17 protein-coding genes are annotated in these 21,435 nt (G+C 44.1%); 13 read left to right on the forward strand and 4 right to left on the reverse strand.

Translation table 11 applies throughout. From position 1 onward, the window contains the following. The 3 genes from TCA2_RS24255 to TCA2_RS24265 form a co-directional block, all read left to right on the forward strand. Positions 1–581, forward strand: a 581-nt coding sequence (locus TCA2_RS24255) for a hypothetical protein (protein ID WP_047914187.1), incomplete at its 5' end; no start/stop codon positions are given. Positions 582–620: 39 nt separating this feature from the next. Beyond that, entirely contained in the window at positions 621–938 is a 318-nt protein-coding gene (locus tag TCA2_RS24260) for a DUF4433 domain-containing protein (RefSeq protein WP_304623289.1), read from the forward strand. A gap of 12 nt (positions 939–950) precedes the next feature. Next, the gene (locus TCA2_RS24265) at positions 951–1,982 is read left to right on the forward strand and encodes a macro domain-containing protein (protein WP_047914188.1); all 1,032 of its coding nucleotides are present in this window, start codon (positions 951–953) and stop codon (positions 1,980–1,982) included. A gap of 53 nt (positions 1,983–2,035) precedes the next feature. Here the strand turns inward: TCA2_RS24265 and TCA2_RS24270 are convergent, their stop codons facing one another. From TCA2_RS24270 to TCA2_RS27360, 4 genes are all read right to left on the reverse strand, one after another. Continuing rightward, positions 2,036–2,962 (reverse strand): site-specific integrase, encoded by a 927-nt coding sequence (locus TCA2_RS24270; protein WP_038694499.1) that lies wholly within the window; start codon positions 2,960–2,962, stop codon positions 2,036–2,038. A 12-nt stretch (positions 2,963–2,974) separates the two neighbouring features. Continuing rightward, on the reverse strand, positions 2,975–4,069 hold the full coding sequence (locus TCA2_RS24275) for a tyrosine-type recombinase/integrase (RefSeq protein WP_047914189.1): 1,095 nt from the start codon (positions 4,067–4,069) through the stop codon (positions 2,975–2,977). A 4-nt stretch (positions 4,070–4,073) separates the two neighbouring features. After that, a complete protein-coding gene (locus tag TCA2_RS24280) occupies positions 4,074–5,603 on the reverse strand; it encodes a site-specific integrase (protein ID WP_047914190.1) in 1,530 nt (509 codons plus the stop codon). Positions 5,604–5,795: 192 nt separating this feature from the next. After that, positions 5,796–5,948 (reverse strand): hypothetical protein, encoded by a 153-nt coding sequence (locus tag TCA2_RS27360; protein WP_193746117.1) that lies wholly within the window; start codon positions 5,946–5,948, stop codon positions 5,796–5,798. A 513-nt stretch (positions 5,949–6,461) separates the two neighbouring features. On the opposite strand from TCA2_RS27360, the gene TCA2_RS24285 reads away from it, so the two are divergent. The 10 genes from TCA2_RS24285 to brxC all read left to right on the forward strand — a co-directional run bounded on the left by TCA2_RS24285 (position 6,462) and on the right by brxC (position 21,425). After that, positions 6,462–7,619 carry an IS110 family transposase gene (locus TCA2_RS24285; protein ID WP_047914191.1) on the forward strand — a complete coding sequence of 386 codons (1,158 nt, stop codon included), beginning with the start codon at positions 6,462–6,464 and terminating at the stop codon, positions 7,617–7,619. A gap of 241 nt (positions 7,620–7,860) precedes the next feature. Continuing rightward, the gene (locus TCA2_RS24290; RefSeq protein ID WP_202964142.1) at positions 7,861–8,238 is read left to right on the forward strand and encodes an HIRAN domain-containing protein; all 378 of its coding nucleotides are present in this window, start codon (positions 7,861–7,863) and stop codon (positions 8,236–8,238) included. Between the two features lie 54 nt (positions 8,239–8,292). Then, complete coding sequence (locus TCA2_RS24295; protein WP_047914193.1) at positions 8,293–9,246, forward strand: YafY family protein; 954 nt, start codon at positions 8,293–8,295, stop codon at positions 9,244–9,246. Between the two features lie 38 nt (positions 9,247–9,284). Further along, a complete protein-coding gene (locus TCA2_RS24300; RefSeq protein WP_047914194.1) occupies positions 9,285–12,248 on the forward strand; it encodes a PD-(D/E)XK nuclease family protein in 2,964 nt (987 codons plus the stop codon). Continuing rightward, positions 12,241–15,543 (forward strand): exodeoxyribonuclease V subunit beta, encoded by a 3,303-nt coding sequence (locus tag TCA2_RS24305; RefSeq protein ID WP_047914195.1) that lies wholly within the window; start codon positions 12,241–12,243, stop codon positions 15,541–15,543. The genes TCA2_RS24300 and TCA2_RS24305 overlap by 8 nt, the downstream gene beginning before the upstream one ends. Positions 15,544–15,568: 25 nt before the next feature. Next, positions 15,569–16,246 carry a hypothetical protein gene (locus tag TCA2_RS24310; RefSeq protein WP_052512285.1) on the forward strand — a complete coding sequence of 226 codons (678 nt, stop codon included), beginning with the start codon at positions 15,569–15,571 and terminating at the stop codon, positions 16,244–16,246. 123 nt (positions 16,247–16,369) lie between these two features. Then, positions 16,370–16,621 carry a helix-turn-helix transcriptional regulator gene (locus tag TCA2_RS24315; RefSeq protein ID WP_047914196.1) on the forward strand — a complete coding sequence of 84 codons (252 nt, stop codon included), beginning with the start codon at positions 16,370–16,372 and terminating at the stop codon, positions 16,619–16,621. Further along, the gene (locus TCA2_RS24320; RefSeq protein WP_047914197.1) at positions 16,618–17,220 is read left to right on the forward strand and encodes a DUF1819 family protein; all 603 of its coding nucleotides are present in this window, start codon (positions 16,618–16,620) and stop codon (positions 17,218–17,220) included. Before TCA2_RS24315 ends, TCA2_RS24320 begins: the two co-directional genes overlap by 4 nt. A gap of 2 nt (positions 17,221–17,222) precedes the next feature. Next, entirely contained in the window at positions 17,223–17,801 is a 579-nt protein-coding gene (locus TCA2_RS24325; RefSeq protein WP_047914198.1) for a DUF1788 domain-containing protein, read from the forward strand. A 12-nt stretch (positions 17,802–17,813) separates the two neighbouring features. After that, positions 17,814–21,425, forward strand: a complete 3,612-nt coding sequence (gene brxC / locus TCA2_RS24330; protein WP_047914199.1) for a BREX system P-loop protein BrxC — start codon at positions 17,814–17,816, stop codon at positions 21,423–21,425. Positions 21,426–21,435 lie beyond the last annotated feature (10 nt).

The raw sequence follows: 21,435 nt of genomic DNA on the forward strand, positions 1-21,435 counted from the left end.
CTAATGTCATAAGTGTTGCATTAACGAATAGCTTATTACTTATGAAGCCACATCTGAGCATGTGGTTTTTTGAATACTTGTGGGTACGGAAAGGGTTGCGGAAAATGAAGGATGAGAAATCAAAAAGTGAAATGTACAAGCAATATTTCGTGGGCGTCATTGAAGAACTAAAAAAGATGGATTACTCTGAAGCAGAGGCAAGAATGATGTTCGATCGACTTTCAAACGATATCTTAGAAATACGGGGTTTTTATTTAAATACTTTTGACTTTGCTAAAGAAATCGTTGAGTTACATCAGGCAGTTCAAAGAGAGATTGATCCCAATAACCCTGATCACATTTATGTAGGCGATTTGGGTGATTGCACTCAGAAAATTGAACTATCGAGAACAGCAGCAATAACATTTACGATAAATGAAGAGGTCATCAAAAGAATTAATCAGTGGGACCAATGTAAAGCAGTTGACGTAAGCGGGGCAAAGTTTGCTTTTACTTTTATCCCCTCGGGCTTAGGCACATATCTTATTGTTAAATGTGATGTGTGTCAACGGGAACTACATATTTCTGATGACATGGATTAAGTCCGAGTTAAATTCTTCGGATAACATCATCAGTAACAAGTGTTATCAGAGAAAATCCCATTCGTGTTTACAGATGGACATGCGATCATGAGTTATTCCGAATTTTACAATGACCCGGTTGATTTAGAGCAAATTGACTGGGGAATAATGAGATCCCAATATTGGTATGATACTACTGAATATCCTGACAGAAAACGGAAACGCCAGGCGGAGTTCTTGGCTTTTGAGTTTTTTCCCATTGACTCTATACTTGAAATTGGTGTAATTAATGAAACTTACAAGGGTGAGGCACTTAAAATTTTGCGTAATAACTCGATTAATATACCTGTTGAGGTACGCAGAGAATGGTATTACTAAGGTGGTGAGTTTGTGATTGAGTATAAGAAAGGTAACTTGTTGGAATCCGAGGCCGAGGCTTTAGTAAACACGGTGAATTGTGTAGGTGTAATGGGTAAGGGGATAGCACTTCAATTTAAACAGGCTTATCCTGATAATTTTAAAGAGTACGAAAAAGCATGCAAAAATAATATGGTTATGCCAGGTAAAATGTTTGTTGTTGATACAGGGTCTATGTTTAATCCTCGATACATCATTAACTTTCCAACAAAGCGTCATTGGAAAGGAAAGTCAAAGATTGAAGACATACAGTCTGGATTAATCGATTTTATTGAGATAATTCGGGAGTATGGAATTAGATCAGTAGCAATCCCTCCATTAGGCTGCGGTAATGGTGGTTTGAACTGGGAAGACGTTCGGCCACTAATTGAGGAAGCGGCATTGAAAGTTCCTGAGGTTTTATTTATGGTTTACCCGCCAATTGGAAGTCCAGAGCCTGATAAAATGCGTGTTGGAACCGAAAAGCCGAAGTTAACTCGTGCTAGAGCCTTACTTATAATGCTAATGAATCTCTATGCTGCACCGGGCTACAAACTGTCAATGTTGGAAATACAGAAACTTGCTTACTTTTTGCAAGAGAGTGGAGAGGATTTAAAGCTAAGATTTGTTAAAGCTCAGTTTGGACCGTATGCTGACAATTTAAATCATGTTCTTCAAAGACTTGAAGGGCATTATATACGGGGATATGGAGATCGAAATCGGGATGCGGAGATTTATCTTTTATCTGAAGTAACAAGGGAAGCTGAAGGCTTTCTGAGTCAATTAAATGATGGGAGCACGGAAAAAAGGCTTCAGCATACCAAACAAATAATTGAAGGTTACGAAACCCCATACGGACTTGAATTGCTAGCTACGACCGATTGGATTATTAAGCATTTTCCTGATTCCAGAGATAATGTGAAGATTGCGATTGATCATTTTAAAGCCTGGAATGAAAGGAAGAAGAATGTCTTTAAAGATACACATATCGAGATGGCTTGGAGACATTTAACTGCCATAGATTAATCCTACAAACGATATGAATGCCCTGTCCAATCTAGCATTGGAAGGGCATTTTTTTAATCCTCGTCTAATATCAAACTATCCGAAATGGAGAGGTACTCCAACGTGGTACCTAACAACTCATGCCTTAATTGTTGTTGAATTGCTCTCAAGTTTGCACCACTTTTAAGCATCAGAAATCCGGTAGTTCTTCTGAGATCATGGGGAATGACCCTTCTATTAATCCCGGCTTTTTCTGATATAGATCTGACTATAGATACCATTTGATTATTATAGAGTTTACGTTTTTTTCTTGAGAATACATATGGACTAAAATCTTCTTCAATGGTCTCCTTATATTGTTTGAAGTGTTTCAGTTCGTTTGCTAGGAACCCAGGAATGGCGATCCCCTTAGCATTTGTTTTTTGACCTTTGTTAACTATCACCATATTATTTTGAAAGTTGATCTGCTCAAATGAAAGGCAACATATTTCATTGTTTCTAAGTCCGGTTGTAATGGCTGTCCAAATCAACAGATAGTAATATTTGGAGAAGGGCTCCTCTAGAAGGGCTGCTTTCAGGAGGTCTTTACACTCAACCTCAGTCAAGAAATTAATATTTATATTTCGTTCATAATATTTGTTTGTATAATGGGCCATGGGGTTGTGGCTTATCATATTTACTCGATCAAGAAAGTTGAAAAAGCTCTTTAATGAACTAATTTTATTGTAAATGGTTTTATTTGAAAGCCCTGGATTTGATGATATAAGATACTGAACAAATTGATCAATGAACGATTTGTTAATCGGTTCAAAATCATTTGATTCAACATAATATGTGAATCGGTCAAAATCTAGATTGCCTTCGAAACCGTTCTCCAAAAGAAATTCCTGAAGTGTGGCGAGAACCTTTTTGGTTGCTGAGCATGCTGGTTTCTTTAAGCCAGAGTGTTCACTCCAAGTTTTAAAATAAATAGAGTCGAATACAATTCCAGAGGGCGTCATTCCGTCTCCACCTCAATCAAATAAATTTGCCGCTAACGAGCGAGCGAAAGGATGTTTTTCGATTGCCTGTAGAAGCATGCTGTTAAAGAGTTGCAAATAAATGGTTGTTGTTTTTAATGATTTATGGCCAAGGAGTTTCGAAATACTGACAAGATCCACGCCCTCTTCTAAAGCGAACAATGCGAAAGAATGACGTAAAGAATGGACAGATAATCGCTCTTTCTCTTCTGGAGAAATGGTCTGTGCCTCAGAAATTAACCCATCTAACATCTTTTGGACTGTACTATCACTGATAGGGGTAACTCCCTTATCCGCTGAAAAAACATACAAATCAGTATAATTAGGCTGACTCTTAAGTGACCCGTATTTAAAACTTACATATTTTCTAAGAAGCTCTAATGATGTAGCTGTAATCCGCCGAGGAACTTTTTGAAGCTTTTTCCCCTTAACACGAACTTTTATATTCTGAGAATTATAGCAAATATCCCCGATTTGAAGTTGAGTCAACTCGTTAAGGCGAATACCGCTGCCAAGAAAAGTCCATAAGATGACAAAGTTTCTAAAACCATCGTTGGTCAGCCGCGATAAGTTTATAATTTCCTCTACTTGTTCTTTCGTAAAAGCCTTTGGAAGATCTTCATCAAACTCAACGTCAACTATCAAGGTTTCCTTGATCTTTTTAATATCTATTTCAAAGAATCGTGTGAAGGTAACAGTGAAAAAGTCCCTTAAAAATGAAGCTTTTTTTGATCGCGTATTTTGGGTTTTAACTGGCTTAAGGTAATCAAGTAGTACTTTGGGATTCTTCTCAAATGAAAGCAAAGATGGAGTTTCCGGCAGCGAATCGACAAATGAAACAAACTGGTTCAATTCAGAACGATATGTCTTTTGAGTAGCTTCACTCTTGCGTCCGAATTCAGAGCTTTGTAAGTACCAATTTACGGCTTCCTCAAACGTTACATCTTTCCGTTCCTTTGGTTCTTCAACGAAAATAAGATTGCTTCTTTCTAAAGCTTGTCTCATATGATCATGACTGTTGGTCGCAGCAAGTTTTTGCAAGTGGACCATCAGATTAGCGACAGGTGAGTTACCTTCTACCTTGAACATGAAATCATCTCCATATAGAATCGATTTTTTGCATTGCATCATTAAGTTCTTGATTTTGCCTATGTAAATACTTTGAGGTCGTGTCAAGTCTGGTATGTCGAGCTAGACGTTTGATGATTTGCGGATGTACGTTTTTTCTAAGACTCAGTTTGGTGATAAATGTGTGCCTGAACAAATGAAGACCTCCGGGGAATGTCCAACCGGATATCAAAGAATATAACTTGTATTTATCTAACATTTTTCCGTATAAAACTTTTTTAGATTGTCTTCCCTTAAAGACAGATTTCTCGTCTGTACGAACTTTATATAGGGATTCTAAATATTGATAAAGTTTTTTCGGCAAGTGTAATGGTACAGGTTTCCCAGCTTTGCCCTTACCCCGGATTTTGATTATCCTTGCTTGAAAATTAATATCTTCCCAATTTAGACGCTCGGCTTCACAGAATCGTAGTCCGAGATGCAGCAAGGATCCAAAAAAAGCTATATCATAATCAGGATCATCCGAGTATCTAGCTATAGTATTGAAGAAATCTGATAATTGATCTTTATTGGGGATATCACGATGAAGATACCTCTGTGCTGATATTCCTCTTATTGAACCGATATTCTTTGGGATGATTCTGTTGTCATACAGATACTTAAAGAACGAAATCACACAGTAGAATTTATTGCTAACCGTTATTTCGCTGTAAAGGCCTTTTGAATGGCAACGTTTAAGGTAATTTTCAAACTCTAAAATATGGTCTCTTTCGATTAACCAAACAGGTATTGCATTCGGTGAGAAATCATTGAAACTAGCGTAATTGTTAACAAGCCAGTTTAAAAACAACATTACGTCGCGGTTAATATCTTTTATATATCCTCCGGAACGACCTTCTGATTGAATTTGGTCATTGAAGTTTTTCAAATATGGATGCAGTTCATGATCGGCTAGTTTAGAGAGGATCCTTTTGTTTTGCTTGACTATATTGAATCTTCTTCCTGGGAAGTACAATTTAGCGATTTGGTTGAGAAAGAATTTCTTTATGTCTGAATTGACGTTTTTCAGACAATACTGAAAGTTTATTTCTGTAATATCAAGATCGTTAAGCTGCCAAATCGGCTTTTTAATGTATGTAGAGATCTGTTGTTGAAATTCCAGTGCTTCCTCGTAGAAATCGTAAAGTTCGATCGGTGCCTTTGATGTCTGAATCCGTTTCAAATAAATTTTCACTTTGTCCAATTTGATACTTGGCTGAACTCTGTTTTCCCACAACCAATCAGCGATGTTCCCTTTAGTGTGGGGCAGATCAGTGGAGTTGTCATAACCTTCATAATTAAATAATGTATCCATAATGTTCCTCACTTTGCTCTTTCTAACGTCCCATACGGCGTCAGTTGTAAGATGCACATCGTGAGGATTTTTTATTCCATTTATAAATTCTTCTGTGGAAGAAGCATTCCACAGAAATAATTCTGTTCCTTTCCACAGTTCGTTTTGTGGCTTCTGGTTGCTAATTAATTCATTAATTGCGTTTTTGGAATCTTTATCCATGTCGGGACCTCCTTAATTTGATTTCAAAAAGCTAATAAGACTGAGGTGAGAAAGTGGCAAAGGTAGTACCAACCAAAATTAGAGTCATTTATGGGGATAATCATAAACAGTCACTCTTGTCAGCAATTGAAATTTTGAAGTCGAAAGCTACTGTCGAGATTACCGCTTCGAAAATGGGTAACAACAGTGCTATTAACGTTTTGAAGCATGATTAACTTTTGAAGTATTCATTCCACTTGTTTTTGATTCTTTACTTGCAGCAAGAGCCCGAATTGCAGATTGAACATTATGTTGAAAATGATTGCCTTTAAAACACTTGATTACCTTAGGTGAAACAAGCCCCATAAACATTACCTCTTTCAAAAAGGCATAGAAAAACAAAAAAGGGACCCAAAATACCACAGTTACCTGTGGAAAAATTGGATCCCTTTCGCGTATGCCAGAGACTTATATTCATTAACAGTTGAACTATTAAGAATTCAGCAGAGGAACTTTCCGCATCCCGCATAACAGGGGAAAATTCTGCCTATGACTCTGCCTATGTTTCATACTATAAAAGATAGTAGGACTTGTTGTCAATGCCCCCACGTTAAAAAACAGACATGAATTTCCGTCGCATCCCCGGCATGAAAGGGTTTAGTGTGGCGCAGCAGCTTCCATACTGAATACTAAGACGATTGGACAGAAATACGTGGTTCTTTTTGGTGGTTCGACCCTGTCTAAAAAACTGTGAGCATTCGTGTTGTGCACAACCCCATGCTGGCTCAGCATTCGTTAGCTGAATGACCGCGTACAGAAAAATGGAGACTTCACACGAATGCACCAATCGTCCATTACATTCAGATGGAGGCATGGAAGATGGAAGTGTTGCTGCCGCGTTGTGCGGGACTAGATGTCCATAAAGAAACCATTGTTGCTTGTGTGTTGATCGGAGAAGCAGATCAAACGCTGCGCTCCGAAACGAAAACGTTCCCCACCATGACACGAGACTTGTTCGCCTTGATGACCTGGTTGGAATCTGAAGGTGTAACGCACATCGCAATGGAGAGCACAGGGATCTACTGGAAGCCTGTCTACAACATCCTGGAAGGCTACTTTGACATTGCACTGGCTAACGCACAGCGAATCAAGAATGTGCCGGGACGCAAAACCGATGTCAGCGATGCCGAATGGATCGCCAAGCTGCTCCGTGTGGGTCTGATCGAAAAAAGCTTTGTGCCTGCCGAAGACCTTCGGGAGCTTCGGGACTTGACGCGGCTACGCAAGAAACGAGTTGGCAATTTGACAGCCGAGAAGAATCGGATTCAAAAAATGCTGGAAGCGTCTAACGTAAAGCTTGGAACTGTCATCTCGGACGTATTCGGCGTTTCCGGTCGCAACCTGCTCGCCCGTCTGATGGAGCAAGGCTACGTGGATGCAGACGACATTGAGCATCGGGTCCATGGCAACGTCAAGCGCAATGTGAAGCGTGTAGCAGAGTCTTTGTTTGGCACGCTTAACACCCATCAGATGCTGATGATCCGCAATTGCTGGGAGCATATCGCCTTTCTTGAGCAATCCATCGCTGCACTTGATGCCGAGATTGAAGCACACTTGAAACCGTATCAGGAAGCACAGGTGCTCATTCAAACCATTCCGGGCGTAAGCGATGTGACGGCAGCTGCCATCATCGCCGAAATTGGTGTCGACATGGAGCAGTTTCCAACAGCAGCTCATCTGGCCTCTTGGGCAGGCGTTGCCCCTGGAAACCACGAGAGCGCTGGCAAAAAAAAACGTACACACACACGCAAAGGAAATCCACATGTAAAAACCGCGTTATGCGAAGCAGCATGGGCTGCAACGAAATGCCGAAAATCTGGCCTGTCGGTTCGTTTTTGGAAACTGGCCGCCCGTCGTGGTAAGAAGAAAGCGATCATTGCCTTGGCTCGTAAAATCCTGACGATTATATACATGATGTTGAAAACAAAGATCGCTTACGTAGAAGGCGGACCAGAATCCGCTCGACCTGTAGCTTAACAGCATAGCCACTATTTTCAAAGGGTATACATCGAACCTCCAAAACCGATGTATCGGGCATCCTATTGCCATTTTTCCCATCTTGTCAGATAAACACACTCATATAAAACCGAGGTTTACGCAGAGACATTACTGCGTGCTAAAAATCCTTTCACAGAAAAAAATAGAACGTACATTCGCTGACAATCTCTTGTCTCTTTGATTCGTCATAATGGAGGAAAGACATACGGGAGTGAGTACAGTGGACCAAAAGATCTATGTCGCCGTTACGGGCACGCAGCACTATTACGGAGCTGATTTCCTAAAGCCGGGTCAAATCGTTCACTTAATCAAAGACCCGGATAATCCGCATGACCATGAAGCAATAAAGGTGGATATGATCCCATTGGGCAAAATCGGTTATGTCGCCAACAGTCCGCATACCGTACCGAAAGGATGCCGGAGTGCCGGACGGATTTATGATCGATTTGAACAACATGTTTGCGGCATGGTGCGATTTGTCATTAAGGATACGGCAATTGTTGAACTTACGCTGAGCCTAGAGGAAGTGTACATCATTAAAACGACAGAGAACGTTGCGTTTTCTCCTTGTAGGCAGGAAGAACTAGGTAAAAAGTAGAATTCCAATTATGATAAGGATTTACATTACATACGCCAAGATAGGAGATATCGCATGACGGATAAAGTAATACGACTCTTTAAAATGCTACTTGCCATTCAAGCCAATCCGGGGATTTCAGCCAAAGAGCTGGCAGATAAATGCGAGACAACGGATCGAACGATTTACAGAGACTTGAGGATATTGGATTTAATCGCACCGATCACGAACGAGGGGTATGGGAAAGGGTACCGTTTTGTCGGTAATTTCGCCATGTATCCGCTGAATTTCACGGAACAGGAAGCGTTGGTATTTTCTGTCCTGCCTTCCGTGTTGGACACCAGCAAACTGCCTCCAGGCTTTGAATCCGCCTACGACAAGGTGATGGCTACGCATGTGAAAGAAACCCGGAAGCGGTACGATACATTGGAAAATGTCGCGGACATGATCCAAATGGGCACCCCGGCTTATCGGGAGAACAATGCCAACTTTTTGCTGCCCATCATGGAAGCGATTATCGCCTGCAAGACGATCAGGGCTGTTTATCATACCCAGAGCCGGAATGAATTGACGGAGCGCGAAATTGATCCGTACTACCTGGTTCCAAGGGATCAGCGGTTTTATTTGATCGGTTATTGTCGTGCCAAGCGGGAGATTCGTACATTTCGCATGAGCCGTTTCCGGCATGTAGAGCTGACAGGAAATCATTTTGACAAGGGCGATTTCAGCATCGCACAGTACATGAAGCACACCTGGTCTATTGAACGCGGGGATTCTTTAATCACTTTCAAGATTAAATTCCATCCGGATGTCGCCCGCTATGTAAAGGAAGAAGAATTGTTCGTGAGACCGAAGATGACCGATCTGCCAGACGGCAGCTTATTATTTGAAGTAACCGTCAACCACGAGCGCGAATTTATGAACTGGGTGGTTCAGTACGGACCTTCGGCGGAGATCCTAGAACCTCCATCTGTGCGGGAAAAGTTTAAGGAACAGCTGCAGCGTTGGGGACAGTTGTATGGGCAGTAAGTGCAAATGTGCGTTTAACCGAAAGGAAGGTGTCCCTTGTGAAAGTAGAAGGCACATTTCTAGAACGTTTATATGATGCAATCCGTAAAGAGCCTTTTCGCCGCAAGATTGTGATCGCTCCTTCCTACATGGAAGGACAGTCTTGGTTGATGCGAATATGTCGGGAATTAGGATCGGTAATGAACACGGAGGTCCATACGGTTCAATCCTTTGTTAGAAGCGAGGTTGAGTTCTCCCTGTATAAACAAGGGGTGACCTTAATCGGGGATCAGCGGTCCTTTTGGATTGTACATCATATTATGGAACAAGTTGCTTCCAATGTGGATACTTACATCTCCAAGGATCAAGTAAAGCCTGGTATTGTGATGCATGTTCACCAAGCCATTATGGATTTACGCCGTGCCGGGGTAAAAGCAGAAGAACTGCGTAGGGATCAACTTTTGAGCCAGCAGAAAGGCATCTATGTCAAAAAGGTGCTGTCAGCGTATGAGCGCTTTCTGAATGAGCGGCGCTGGACCGATTTCCCCGGCCTTTTGTCGTATATACCAACCCAATTGCCGGAAAACGTGGAGCTTTTTCTGCCAGACCCTATGCCGCTTCCACCGGTTTCCACCTGGATGATGGAGCGGTTGTCAAACGGACGGATGACAAGGATTGTAAAGGATTCTTCCTTCACTGACGTCCAATCCACATTGCCGTTCGGAGAGGTTCAGTTCTATCATACGACCGGAAGGATGGCGGAGGTTCGCGAAGCATTGAGACGAATTATTCAGGGCCGGATGCCATTGGATGAAGTGGAGATGATCGTCCCGGATGAAGAATATACGCTGGCGATTTCGACCATGTGTGCTTCTCTGGGTCTTTCTTGTTCCTTCGCAGACGGGCTACCTGCGATTACATCCGGAATGGGAAGAGCCGCCCATTTCCTGCTGAACTGGCTGGAGTCCGGTTATCAGGTGCGGCCGCTCGTATCGATGCTGCAGCAGCAATTGATTACGTTCTCCGAACGTGAGCAAGGAATAACGAATGCGGATTGTATTCGAGCTCTGGAGAAAAGTGGAATCGGCTGGGGGAAAGAACGGTATATCAAGTTGCTAGAGTCAGAAGTTGTCCGGTTCCAAGGGGATTCAACTGAAAGACCCGAAGAACGGGTGCGGACGGAACAACAACAACGGGATGACGAGATCAAGAAGCATCTGACAAACCTCCTTGGAGAATTGTTTCCAGACGAAGAGGCGCTCTCCTCTCCTAAGGGAATCTGGGGATGGCTCGTGAACGTCTTGGATCGAGTCGGTGTCTCTGGAACGGAAGAAGATGCGATCGTCCTGCAAGAAATGAGAGGTATCGCTAATGAACTGCAGGAATGTCCTGTTCCGGACTTGATGCCATTTCAGCAAATGCTCTTGTATGCCCGAGACATGCTGCAGGAACTTCGAGTCGGGGTGCAGCGGTTACCCAAGCCCGGATCCCTGTACATATCGAGTTTGCCGAACGGGGGGATCAGCGGGAGGAAACAGACGTTTCTTCTCGGGATGGATGAACATTCGTGGTCCGGGAATATCAGGCAAAATCCCATGCTTCTCGATGAAGAGTGCAGACGGATCGGTGCTGGGCTTCAAACAGCCGTGCAGAGACAAAGAGATCGGCAACGCCTTCGTGATGGTCGGCTTGGGATGATTAGCGGCAACATCACATGCAGCTTCTCGTCGTATGACTTGGCAGAAGGAGCGACAGCAAGCCCGGCTTTTCAACTTCTACAGGTCTTCCGGAAAGTATCCGGAGAACCGAATGCGGACTATGAGATGCTGCACCGGAGCTTAGGCGAACCTGTCGGGTATTTGGATGTAGAACAGCCATCCTCTACTGAGCAAAATGGATTACCCTTAGACGGCTCTCATTACGTCTTCCGACAAATCCGTACGAATGTAAACCTTATGAAGGACCGGCAATCCTTCATCGAATCGGTCTATCCTTCGCTTCGTCAAGGCAGACTTGCACTCGAAGCGCGTGGCAGCTCGCAAGTGACGGAGCATGACGGATATATAGCGGGGGATGAATGGGCTGATTATTGGAAAGGCCGAGACGAACGGACGCTTAGCGCAAGTCAATTGGAGAAGTACGCGGAGTGTCCGATGCGGTACTTTTTCCAATATGTGTTGGGGATTCGCGTGAAAGATCAGGTGACTTTTGATCGTACCTCCTGGTTGAAGCCGAATGAAAGAGGCTCGCTGCTGCACGAGGTTTATCGTCGTTATATGACGGAAGTCAGCGCAAATAAAATCATGCCTATTACACACGATCATGCTCTTTTGCTTCGTATTGCGGAGGAGACGATTCTCTTATATGCCGAGCGGATTCCGGCACCGAGCCCTCATGTGTTTGAGAGGGAGCGGCAATCGATGCTCCGGGATATTGAAGTATTCTATCGCATGGAATTGCAGGCTAATACGGCCCCCCGGTTTTTCGAGAAAGAGCTCATCGTAGACGGCCAGCCGTTGCATCTTGAGCTTGGCGAGGACATGGCGATTACGCTGCGCGGAATCGTCGACCGGATCGATCAAGTTGCGCCGCATCAATATCGAATTATTGACTATAAGACCGGCAGTCCTCGGCCTTACAAGGAAAATGGCATGTTCGCAGGCGGCACGCAGCTGCAACACGCGCTTTACGCAATGGGGACGGAGCTTTGGTTGCGGCAAACGGGTGTGGATTCTGATGCAAAAGTGCTTGAAGCGTCTTACGTCTTTCCAAGCGAACGGGGGCACGGGCAAGTGATTGCGCGCTTGCAAACCGAACGTCATCGAGTTACCGAGGTGATCCGAGGAATCCTCTCGTCGATGGAACAGGGTCTGTTTATTCCATCTTCAAATCCCGCGTTCTGCCGGTATTGCGACTACACGGCTGTATGCGGAGAGCACGCAGAACTGATGGCCGATAAGCGAGAGGACGAAGTGAATTCGGAGTTGCTGCACACGCTGCTGGAGGTGGAGAACATTGAATGAAGCATCCGATCAACAAGCTAGAAAGAGGATATTAGAGGAACTGAGTACGACCTTTCTGGTAGAAGCCGGTGCAGGATCAGGCAAGACAACCAGCTTGGTCGGCCGATTGCTGGCGCTCATCGAGACCGGAACGGCTAAGATCGAGCAGATTGCGGCGATCACCTTTACTAATAAAGCGGCGGATGAGATGAAGGAGCGTTTCCGCATGACTTTGGAGCGGAAAGCGGCTGAGGCTGAAGGCGAAACTAGAGGACGATTGGAAGAAGCTTTGGCCAATTTGGACCAAATCTTCATCGGAACGATCCATGCGTTCTGTTCCTCCATGCTTCGGGAACGTCCGATTGAGGCCGGATTGGACCCTTCTTTCGAGGAAATGGATGATGAAATGAATCGTGCGTTCCACGATCAATGCTGGGACGAATATCTGATTCGGCTGCAGGAGGGAGATCCTGAAGCCCTAGCATCCTTTGGCGAGGTGGACATTGATGTAAGCATTCTTAAGAATGTTTATGATCGGGTATCCTTTTTTACGGACCTCCAAATCCCTTGCGAACCGGTCCAGCGTCCTGAATTCAACCTGATCCGTCTCTCACTGCTTCCCATGATGGAAGAAGCAAGCCGATTTATGCCGACAGTTGAACCGGAGAAGGGTTGGGATAATCTTCAGGCCAAACTGCGTGCTGCTAATCGTATGCTGCGGTTTTCGGATGAGCAGGACGATATGCTGATGCTAACACTTGCGAAGATGTTTGACTTCAAACTGGATGTGAAGCAATACAAATGGACGGATAAGAAGCAAGCCAAAGCCATCTCCGAACGATTTCATGATTGGCAGATCACGGTCCTGTTTCCCTTTCTTCAATCGTGGCGTGAATATCTGTATCCGAAGGTCATTCAATTTGTCTTGCCAGCATTGGAGTATTGCAGAGAACGGCGATTGCAGGAAGGGAAGCTGAACTTTCAGGATCTTCTGATGAATGCATGCCGTCTGCTGCGTGATTACCCGGAGGTTCGAGCGTTTTTCGCCGGACGCTTCCAACGGGTAATGGTCGACGAATTTCAGGACACCGACCCGGTCCAAGCGGAAATGATGTTTCTCTTAACGGGGGCCGGGGATGATCCGAATGAAAGGAATTGGCGGAAGCTTACTCCAAAGCCGGGTTCCTTGTTCCTCGTAGGAGACCCGAAACAGTCCATCTATCGTTTCCGCCGCGCGGATATTTCCATTTATAACGAGGTGAAATCGAGGATTCACGCATGTGGAGATGTGCTTCATTTGACCAGCAATTTCCGATCCGTCGATGCGATCGGCGATTTTGTGAATGGGCAATTTGTCGGCAAGCTTCCCGTCCGAGAAACTGATGTTCAAGCGGCGTATGTCCGGATGAAAACGAATATACCCAATCCCAAAGTAAGCAAGAAAGCGAACCACGGGATCTATGTGCTTACGTATCCGAAAATTCCGGGAGGCAAGGATGAAGTAGCGGCGGTTGACGCAGAGCGTATAGCCGCAACTATCGCGTGGGCTTGCCGAGATGGGAATATGCACATTCAGGAGCGGGATGGCGCAGCTTGGGTGTATAGAGAGGCGCGGCCCAGTGATTTTCTGATTTTGACAAGAACAAGGCATTATTTGCACCTATACGCGGAGGAGTTGGAGAAGAGGGGCGTAGCCGCGGAAACGGTTGGAAGCTCCGCCTTATATCCCGAGCTTCATACACTTGGACAATTAGCTCTCTATCTGGCCGATCCGTCTGACCAAGTGGCGATGCTGAGCTTCTTGCGCGGGCCTCTATTCGGTATTAGCGACAAGGAACTAATAGCGTATCGTGCTCAGGGAAATGCATGGTCAATCTATCGGGTGCCGGAGGAAACAGAAGAACGGGGCAATCCAGTTACCGCTGCATTACGGAAATTGCGGGAATATGCCGACTGGGTCAAGGAAATGCCAGCTTGGGCCGCTTTGCACCGAATTATCGAGGACACTGGCCTATTACCTTATTCCACTGTACAAGAAGCTGGTGCCAATCGTTCTGGAACTCTTCTCAAGATGCTGGAACTCTTGCAGCGTGAAGCCTTGATTGCATCGGATTGGCATGAACTGGCGAAGGCGATATCGGCCATTCGGGAGAGCAAAGGGATGGAAACTGCCAGTCTCTATACGGGCAAAGGTCAAGCGGTACGGATCATGAACGTCCATAAGGCAAAAGGCCTGGAAGCGCCTGTCGTGTTTCTCGCTTGTCCTTGCGGGGACAAGGATCATGACGCTGACCAGTTTGTAGATCGTTCGGAGACAGAGGCCACGGGCTATTTCCTGATCCAACAATCGAAAGGGTTTCAGAAAGAAACGATTGCCCAGCCGGTAGGTTGGGAATCGATGAGCGTGCGGGAACGAGCCTTCATGCACGCGGAGCGGGATCGTCTTCTCTATGTCGCGGCGACACGAGCAAAACAAATGTTGGTTATCAGCCTCTACCCTGAGCAGCCGGCGAAATGCCCGTGGAGCTCGCTAGTGGGGGGGATGGATCATATCCGGGAGATAGATGTTCCGGAAACGGATGTAGGGACTGAAGAATGTGATGAGGAATTGGAACGAGATATCGCATCTATTGATTTGGGGGCATACTTGGCTCAGAGGGAGCAGGTGTTCCATCAGCTGCGCCAGCCTACTTACGCGGAAGCAACCGTTACGGGGCTGACGAAGAGCATGGGAGAAATACCAGAATGGTCAGCCAATGGGAGGGGCCAATCATTCGGCAGCGTAATCCATAAGGGGCTTGAGGAGGTTGGAAAAGGCCTTGCGATGAGTGAATTGCCCGCGTACGTTCAATATCTCTGCCAGGTCGAAGGGGTAGCAGAGAAGGATGCGGGAGATGCTCTGCCAATACTCCAAGAAGTTCTAGACAGTGAACTCTGGCAGCGGAGTCAGCGAGCGAAGCAGCGGTTGTTTGAGATCCCGATCATGATGCATCAGAGAAATGGGGGACCAACGCCATTTCACGCAACCGAACAGGCAATATCCGAAACAGCCGCCGCGGCATTAACGCATCAATCCAATAACGGCGGCAATCTCTTGGTGAAGGGTATAATAGATTTCGCTTTCGAAGAGGAGGATGGCTGGGTGATCGTCGACTTCAAAACGGATCAATTGGATGAGAGTAAATTAGAGCAGTTTGTCGGGTTTTATACGCCGCAAGTGCAGGCTTATGCTAAGGTCTGGTCTGAGACGTTCGGTTATCGGGTGAATGAAGCTGGATTGTATTTTGTTAGTTTGCGGAGGTTTGTATCTCTGTAGTTTTTCTGGCAGGAGGAAAGGCAATATGAAACATTTTTGTATCCAAACGAATGACTTAAATGTGTGGAGAAGCTTTCTCGCCGATCCGGAGAAGCAGTGGAAGAAAGGGTATTCTGCCTACGAACTGGCCCATTCGTGGGCTGCATGCGAGGGATTACCGTCTTCGATACGAGGCGTGTTCTCGAATACCGAATTTGAAAATATGAAAATTCTTTATGTATTTCCGGAACACCAAGTGTATTTGGATAATCAAAAGGCACCGTCTCAGAACGATCTTTTTGTGCTAGGCAAGGCAGATCGAGATTTGGTTGTTGTCATGGTGGAAGGAAAAGTGGAAGAGCCTTTCGGAGAACTGGTGAAGGACTGGCTGGTACAAGCGAGCGACGGCAAGAGAAAGAGACTCGCTTTTCTTAGAGAAACCCTGCAGCTTGAGGATTCCGTAAATTTGGATTCCATTCGATATCAGCTGCTTCATCGTACCGCTTCGGCCTTGTTGGAAGCTATGAATCTGAATGCCAAGAAGGCAATCATGCTGGTTCACTCTTTTAGCCCGGCCTCCGCATGGCTAGAGGATTATCTAAATTTCGTCCGTTTATTCGGGTTGCAAGGCCAAACTAACGAACTCACCCCTTCTGTCCGCATTCATGAAGTTGAGCTATCCTTTGCATGGGTAAGCGAGAAAGCGAACAATTCACCATTGTAAGCAAACATTGCTTAAAATTGATAAAAAATCGCAAATTCTTATACATAACTATTAAGAACCTATAACATGTGGTATTCTATAACTTGTAGGCTCTTAAAGTATGTATAAGAGGGTGTATAATGGATGGATGTATGTTACAACAAGCTTTTCAAGTTGTTGATCGATAAAGGAATGAAGAGAACAGAATTACGGAGAATGACCGGAATCAGTCCCAATACCTTGACAAAGCTCTCGAACAATGAATTGGTTTCGATGGAGGTTCTTGTTAAGATTTGCCGTTCATTGGCTTGTGATATCGGGGATATCGTGGAGATTGTGGATAAGCCGGAGAATGAAGCTATTTCCCATGTTGCACTGAATGGTGACAAAGGATGAGAAAACAAGAATATAGTGCAGGAATGGTGAAGCTTTCGTTCTGGTTTTCTGACTTTCGTAAGGTAATAAACCTGATCAATCAGGGGAAATCGTTGAAAGAGATTAAATTGTTAAATTTAGAAGAGAATCTATTCGCGGCTCCCACACAAGATAGAGCAATACAAATCTTTAATACAGTGTCCAATCGGGTAAAAAGTTTGGATCAATCATTTTATTCGCTTTTTGAACAAAGTGATATAGCAACGCAGAAAATTATCAACCTCATTGCGATAATCAAGGCAGACAGCTTATTCTTCAATTTCGTTTATGAGGTGTACCGGGAAAAGCTGATTATTGGAAGCGATGAACTGGATGATAGTGACATCAGAATTTTCTTTAAAAACAAGCAACTGCAAAGCGAGAAAGTTGCAAAATGGACGGATTACACCTTAAAGAGATTGGGCACATGCTACAAAACAATGTTGATGGAAGCAGGTTTAACGGATCGTTCAACCGGAAACAGAAAAATCCTGAAACCAATCTTGGATCTGAAGCTGGAACAATGTCTGAAGGATAACGGTATGAAATTGATACTTCATGCCCTGACGGGGGTGAGATAAGAATGGCCAGCTTGGAAGAAAGATTAGATTTAGCGGAACGAATGATCCGAATGCCAAGTTTCCGGCAAAATAAAGGGCTCGGCAATGAAGTCGGTTACTATGTTTTTGATTACCCGGCGGAAAAAGAACTTGTAGTCAGAGATCGAATCGAGTACATGAAAACCAAAAATTCAAAAGTAGCCGATGGTTTTGAACTGGTGGTCTTTGATCTTTACGATATCATCATTGATATTTTGGAGCAAGAAGGTTTTATGGAGCAATGTTTTATGTTCGAGAAGAAAAAAGGACTTGAACGCATCGTAAAATCAGTCGGAAACCTTCTGCAGATCAATGATGATGCCAGTCTGATCGTTCAATATATTAAAGAACGCACCTCGAAGGAAGCTGTGGTCTTCTTAACGGGAATTGGAAAATGCTATCCATTGCTACGGTCACATAAGGTGTTGAATAATCTGCACCAGGCCATTGATCATGTGCCGGTGGTTATGTTTTACCCGGGGAAGTATGATGGGCAGGAATTAATCCTGTTTTCGGAAATCAAAGACGATAATTACTACAGAGCATTCAGGCTTGTTGATTAGGGAGCTGATGATATGAAGATCAAAGATATGTTCGTTAGAGAAATCGATCGGGATATTAAAGGTGTTATCAAAGTTGGTCAAGCCGATGAAGAAAATATTAAGCAAGAACTTGAAGAATACGTGGTGACAAAGGAACTGCAAAAGCACTTTGCGGATTTCTTCTCAAGTTATAAGAAGGGGATTAACGGATACACCGATAAAATGGGTGTGTGGATTTCCGGCTTCTTCGGTAGCGGTAAATCCCACTTTCTGAAAATTCTATCGTATCTACTAGACAATAAAGAAGTGCAAGGTAAGAGAGCACTGGATTACTTCATAGAAGATAACAAAATCGTTGACTCCATGGTGCTGGCAGACATGAAACTTGCTGCTAGTGTTCCTACGGATGTCGTTCTGTTCAATATTGATTCCAAGAGTGAAATGACCGGAAAGCATTCCAAGGATGCCATTGTGTCCGTTTTTCTTAAAGTATTTAATGAAATGCAAGGGTTTTGCGGCTCCATTCCATTTCTGGCAGATTTGGAAAGGCAACTTGTTGAGGTAGACCGCTATGAAGAATTTAAGAACCTCTTTCAAGAGAATTTTGGTAAGCCGTGGGAAGAATCGCGGCATAAGTTTGATTTTATTCAAGACAGCATAGTGGAAGTACTAGCAGAAATGGGATTTATGAGCGAAGCCGCGGCTCGTAACTGGTGCGAGAAAGCATCGGAGCCATACTCCATTAGCATTGAACATTTTGCGCGTCTGGTGAAAGAATATATCGATCGGAAGAGGAGCAATCGCCACATTGTATTCCTCGTAGATGAGATTGGTCAGTACATAGGGGATGACTCGAAGCTGATGCTGAATTTGCAAACGGTAACCGAGGATCTAGGGACGGCATGCAATGGTAAGGTTTGGATTGTCGTTACCAGCCAACAAGACATTGATTCCATTACCAAGACGAAGGGGAACGACTTCTCCAAGATTCAAGGGCGGTTCGATACACGCTTGTCTCTTTCTTCAGCTAATGTCGATGAGGTAATCAAGAAGAGAATTCTGGATAAAAACACGACAGCCGAGCAGACGCTAAGATTACTGTACGAGCAGAAAGCCACCATTATCAAGAACTTGATTGTCTTCAATGACGGCATCGAAAAGAAGCTATATGCAGACGACCGCGACTTTGCAGCTGTTTATCCTTTTGTGCCTTATCAATTCAATTTGCTAGGGAGCGTCCTGACCTCCATCAGAACTCACGGGGCATCGGGCAAGCATCTGGCTGAAGGCGAGCGATCCATGATTGCTTTGTTTAAGGAATCGGCGGTAAAACTGATGGATCGTCCAGAAGGTACGTTAATCCCTTTTAATATGTTCTACGATGCGCTGCATCAATTCCTGGATCATAGCCATAAGGGCGTCATCAGCCGCGCAATGGATAACGATTATATTAACCCCGACAAGAAAGACGACTGCTTCGCGGTAAACGTATTGAAAACGTTGTTTATGATCAAGTATGTGAAAGAAATTAAAGCCAACATCGATAATATTACCAGTTTGATGATCGCGGATATAGATACTGACAGAATGGAATTGAAACAACAAGTAGAAGAAGCATTGAAAATTCTTGCCAATCAAACATTAATCCAGAAGAATGGCGATATCTACGTGTTCTTGACCAATGAAGAACAAGAGATAAACCGTGAAATTGACAGCCAGAATGTGGAGATGGCGGAGGTTATCAGTAAAGTATCGGAACTCATCTATGATGATATTTTCAAAGGCGACAAATATCGTTACCCAGCCTTTAATGGCAGATATAATTTTGCTTTCAATCGATTCGTGGATGACCGGCCGTATAAATCGAATCAGAGCCACGACATCGGAATACGGGTACTCACTCCGAGCAGCGATTATAGTACCGATGAGACAACCTTGCGCATGATTTCGGGGCAGGGAAGAGAAATTCTAGTCGTACTCCCGAATGATTCCGCCTTTCTGGATGAAATCAGGAATGCTCTCAAAATTGAAAAATATCTGCGCTTGAATACTTCCAGCACATTGACCAAATTCGAACAAATCAAGGAAGCCAAGCGTGTGGAGATGCGTGAGAGAAATGGAAACGCGAAGTTATTCTTGAGCGAATCCTTGAAGAGTGCTGATATTTATGTGAATGGGGACAAAGCCCAGATTGCTTCAAAAGACATCACAGCAAGGATGAATGATGCACTTGGACGCCTCGTTTCGATCGTTTATCATAAACTGCCGTATATTGACACTCCCATGAGTGAAGCCAATATTCGCGCCATGTTCAAGAATGAAAACCAGATTACGCTTTCGTTGGACGGCACTACCGAACCGAACATCCATGCGTTAAACGATATGCTCAGTTTTATTTCCAATAATTCTTCCATGCACACGAAAACATCCATGAAGAGTTTGATGGATCGTTTTATGAAAGCACCGTATGGTTTCGTGGAGGATGATATGGAATGGCTCGTCGCCAAACTTTTCAAGAACGGCGATATCTCATTTACCGTGAATGGAACCAGTGTCACCTTGCTGAATAAATCGCAGGAAGAAATTATTAACTACGTTACCAAGAGGGATTTTGTCGAGAAGCTGTTGACTGAGCGAAGGGAAAGAGCATCCGACAACCAAAAGAAAGCTGTTCGCGAAGTCATGAAGGAATTATTCGGCACCTCTAGCGTCAATGAAGATGATGATGCCATGATGCAGAGCTTCCAGAAGTACAGCAGGGATATATTGAATGAGCTAGAGAAATTTGAAATCATGTACCAGGCAAAGTCTTTCCCTGGGCAAAAAGTTGTCGCACTCGGAAAAAGTTTGCTTCGCGCCATTCTTCAGATTCAATCTCCGACGGAATTTTTCAAGAAGCTTCATGCGGATCGGGACGATTACCTTGATTTTGCTGATGACTACGAACCGGTCAAATTATTCTTTGACGGGGAGCAAAAGAAGGTATTTGAAAAAGCTCTGAACTTAATGAACATCTACGAGGAAAGTAAGACCTTTATCGTAGAAGAAAAAGTCGAACAAGTTGTTAATGAAATAAAAGCGATCTTGAAAAAAGAATCTCCTTATAGTGAAATTCCTAAATTGCCTGCATTACTGGATCAATTCACAGAGCTTTATGCGAAGTTATTGCAGGATATGGAAGCTCCCGTAATCACGGCGATAGAAGATGCCCGGAAACGAGTATTTGATGTATTGGATACAAAAGGATACAAAGACCAATTTTCTAGTCGCTTCCATCAACTTTTTCTTGAAATTACGGAAAAGGCTAGAACATGCAACAATGTCGCGACCATGCAGAATATTAAAGTGGAAGCTGATGCGTTGAAAGTACGACTGTTAAATGAATTATCTAGAAAAGACGAGCAAATTGCGCGCGACAAGGTTAAAGAGGAAAGTGAGAAATATAATCAAAACAACACTGTGAATCCAGAGCCTATGCCTCAGCCGAAAATTAAGAAGAGAAAGAACATTAGTATTAAGAGTGTGAACCTTGCCGCATCTTGGCAGATTGAAACCCCGCAAGACGTTGACAAGTATATTGCTGCGCTTAAAGAACGAATCCTGAAAGAGTTGGATGCAGACACGATCATCAATATCGAGTTTTAAGGGAGACATT

The organism is Paenibacillus sp. TCA20, assembly GCF_000732325.1.
GTDB lineage: Bacteria > Bacillota > Bacilli > Paenibacillales > Paenibacillaceae > Paenibacillus > Paenibacillus urinalis.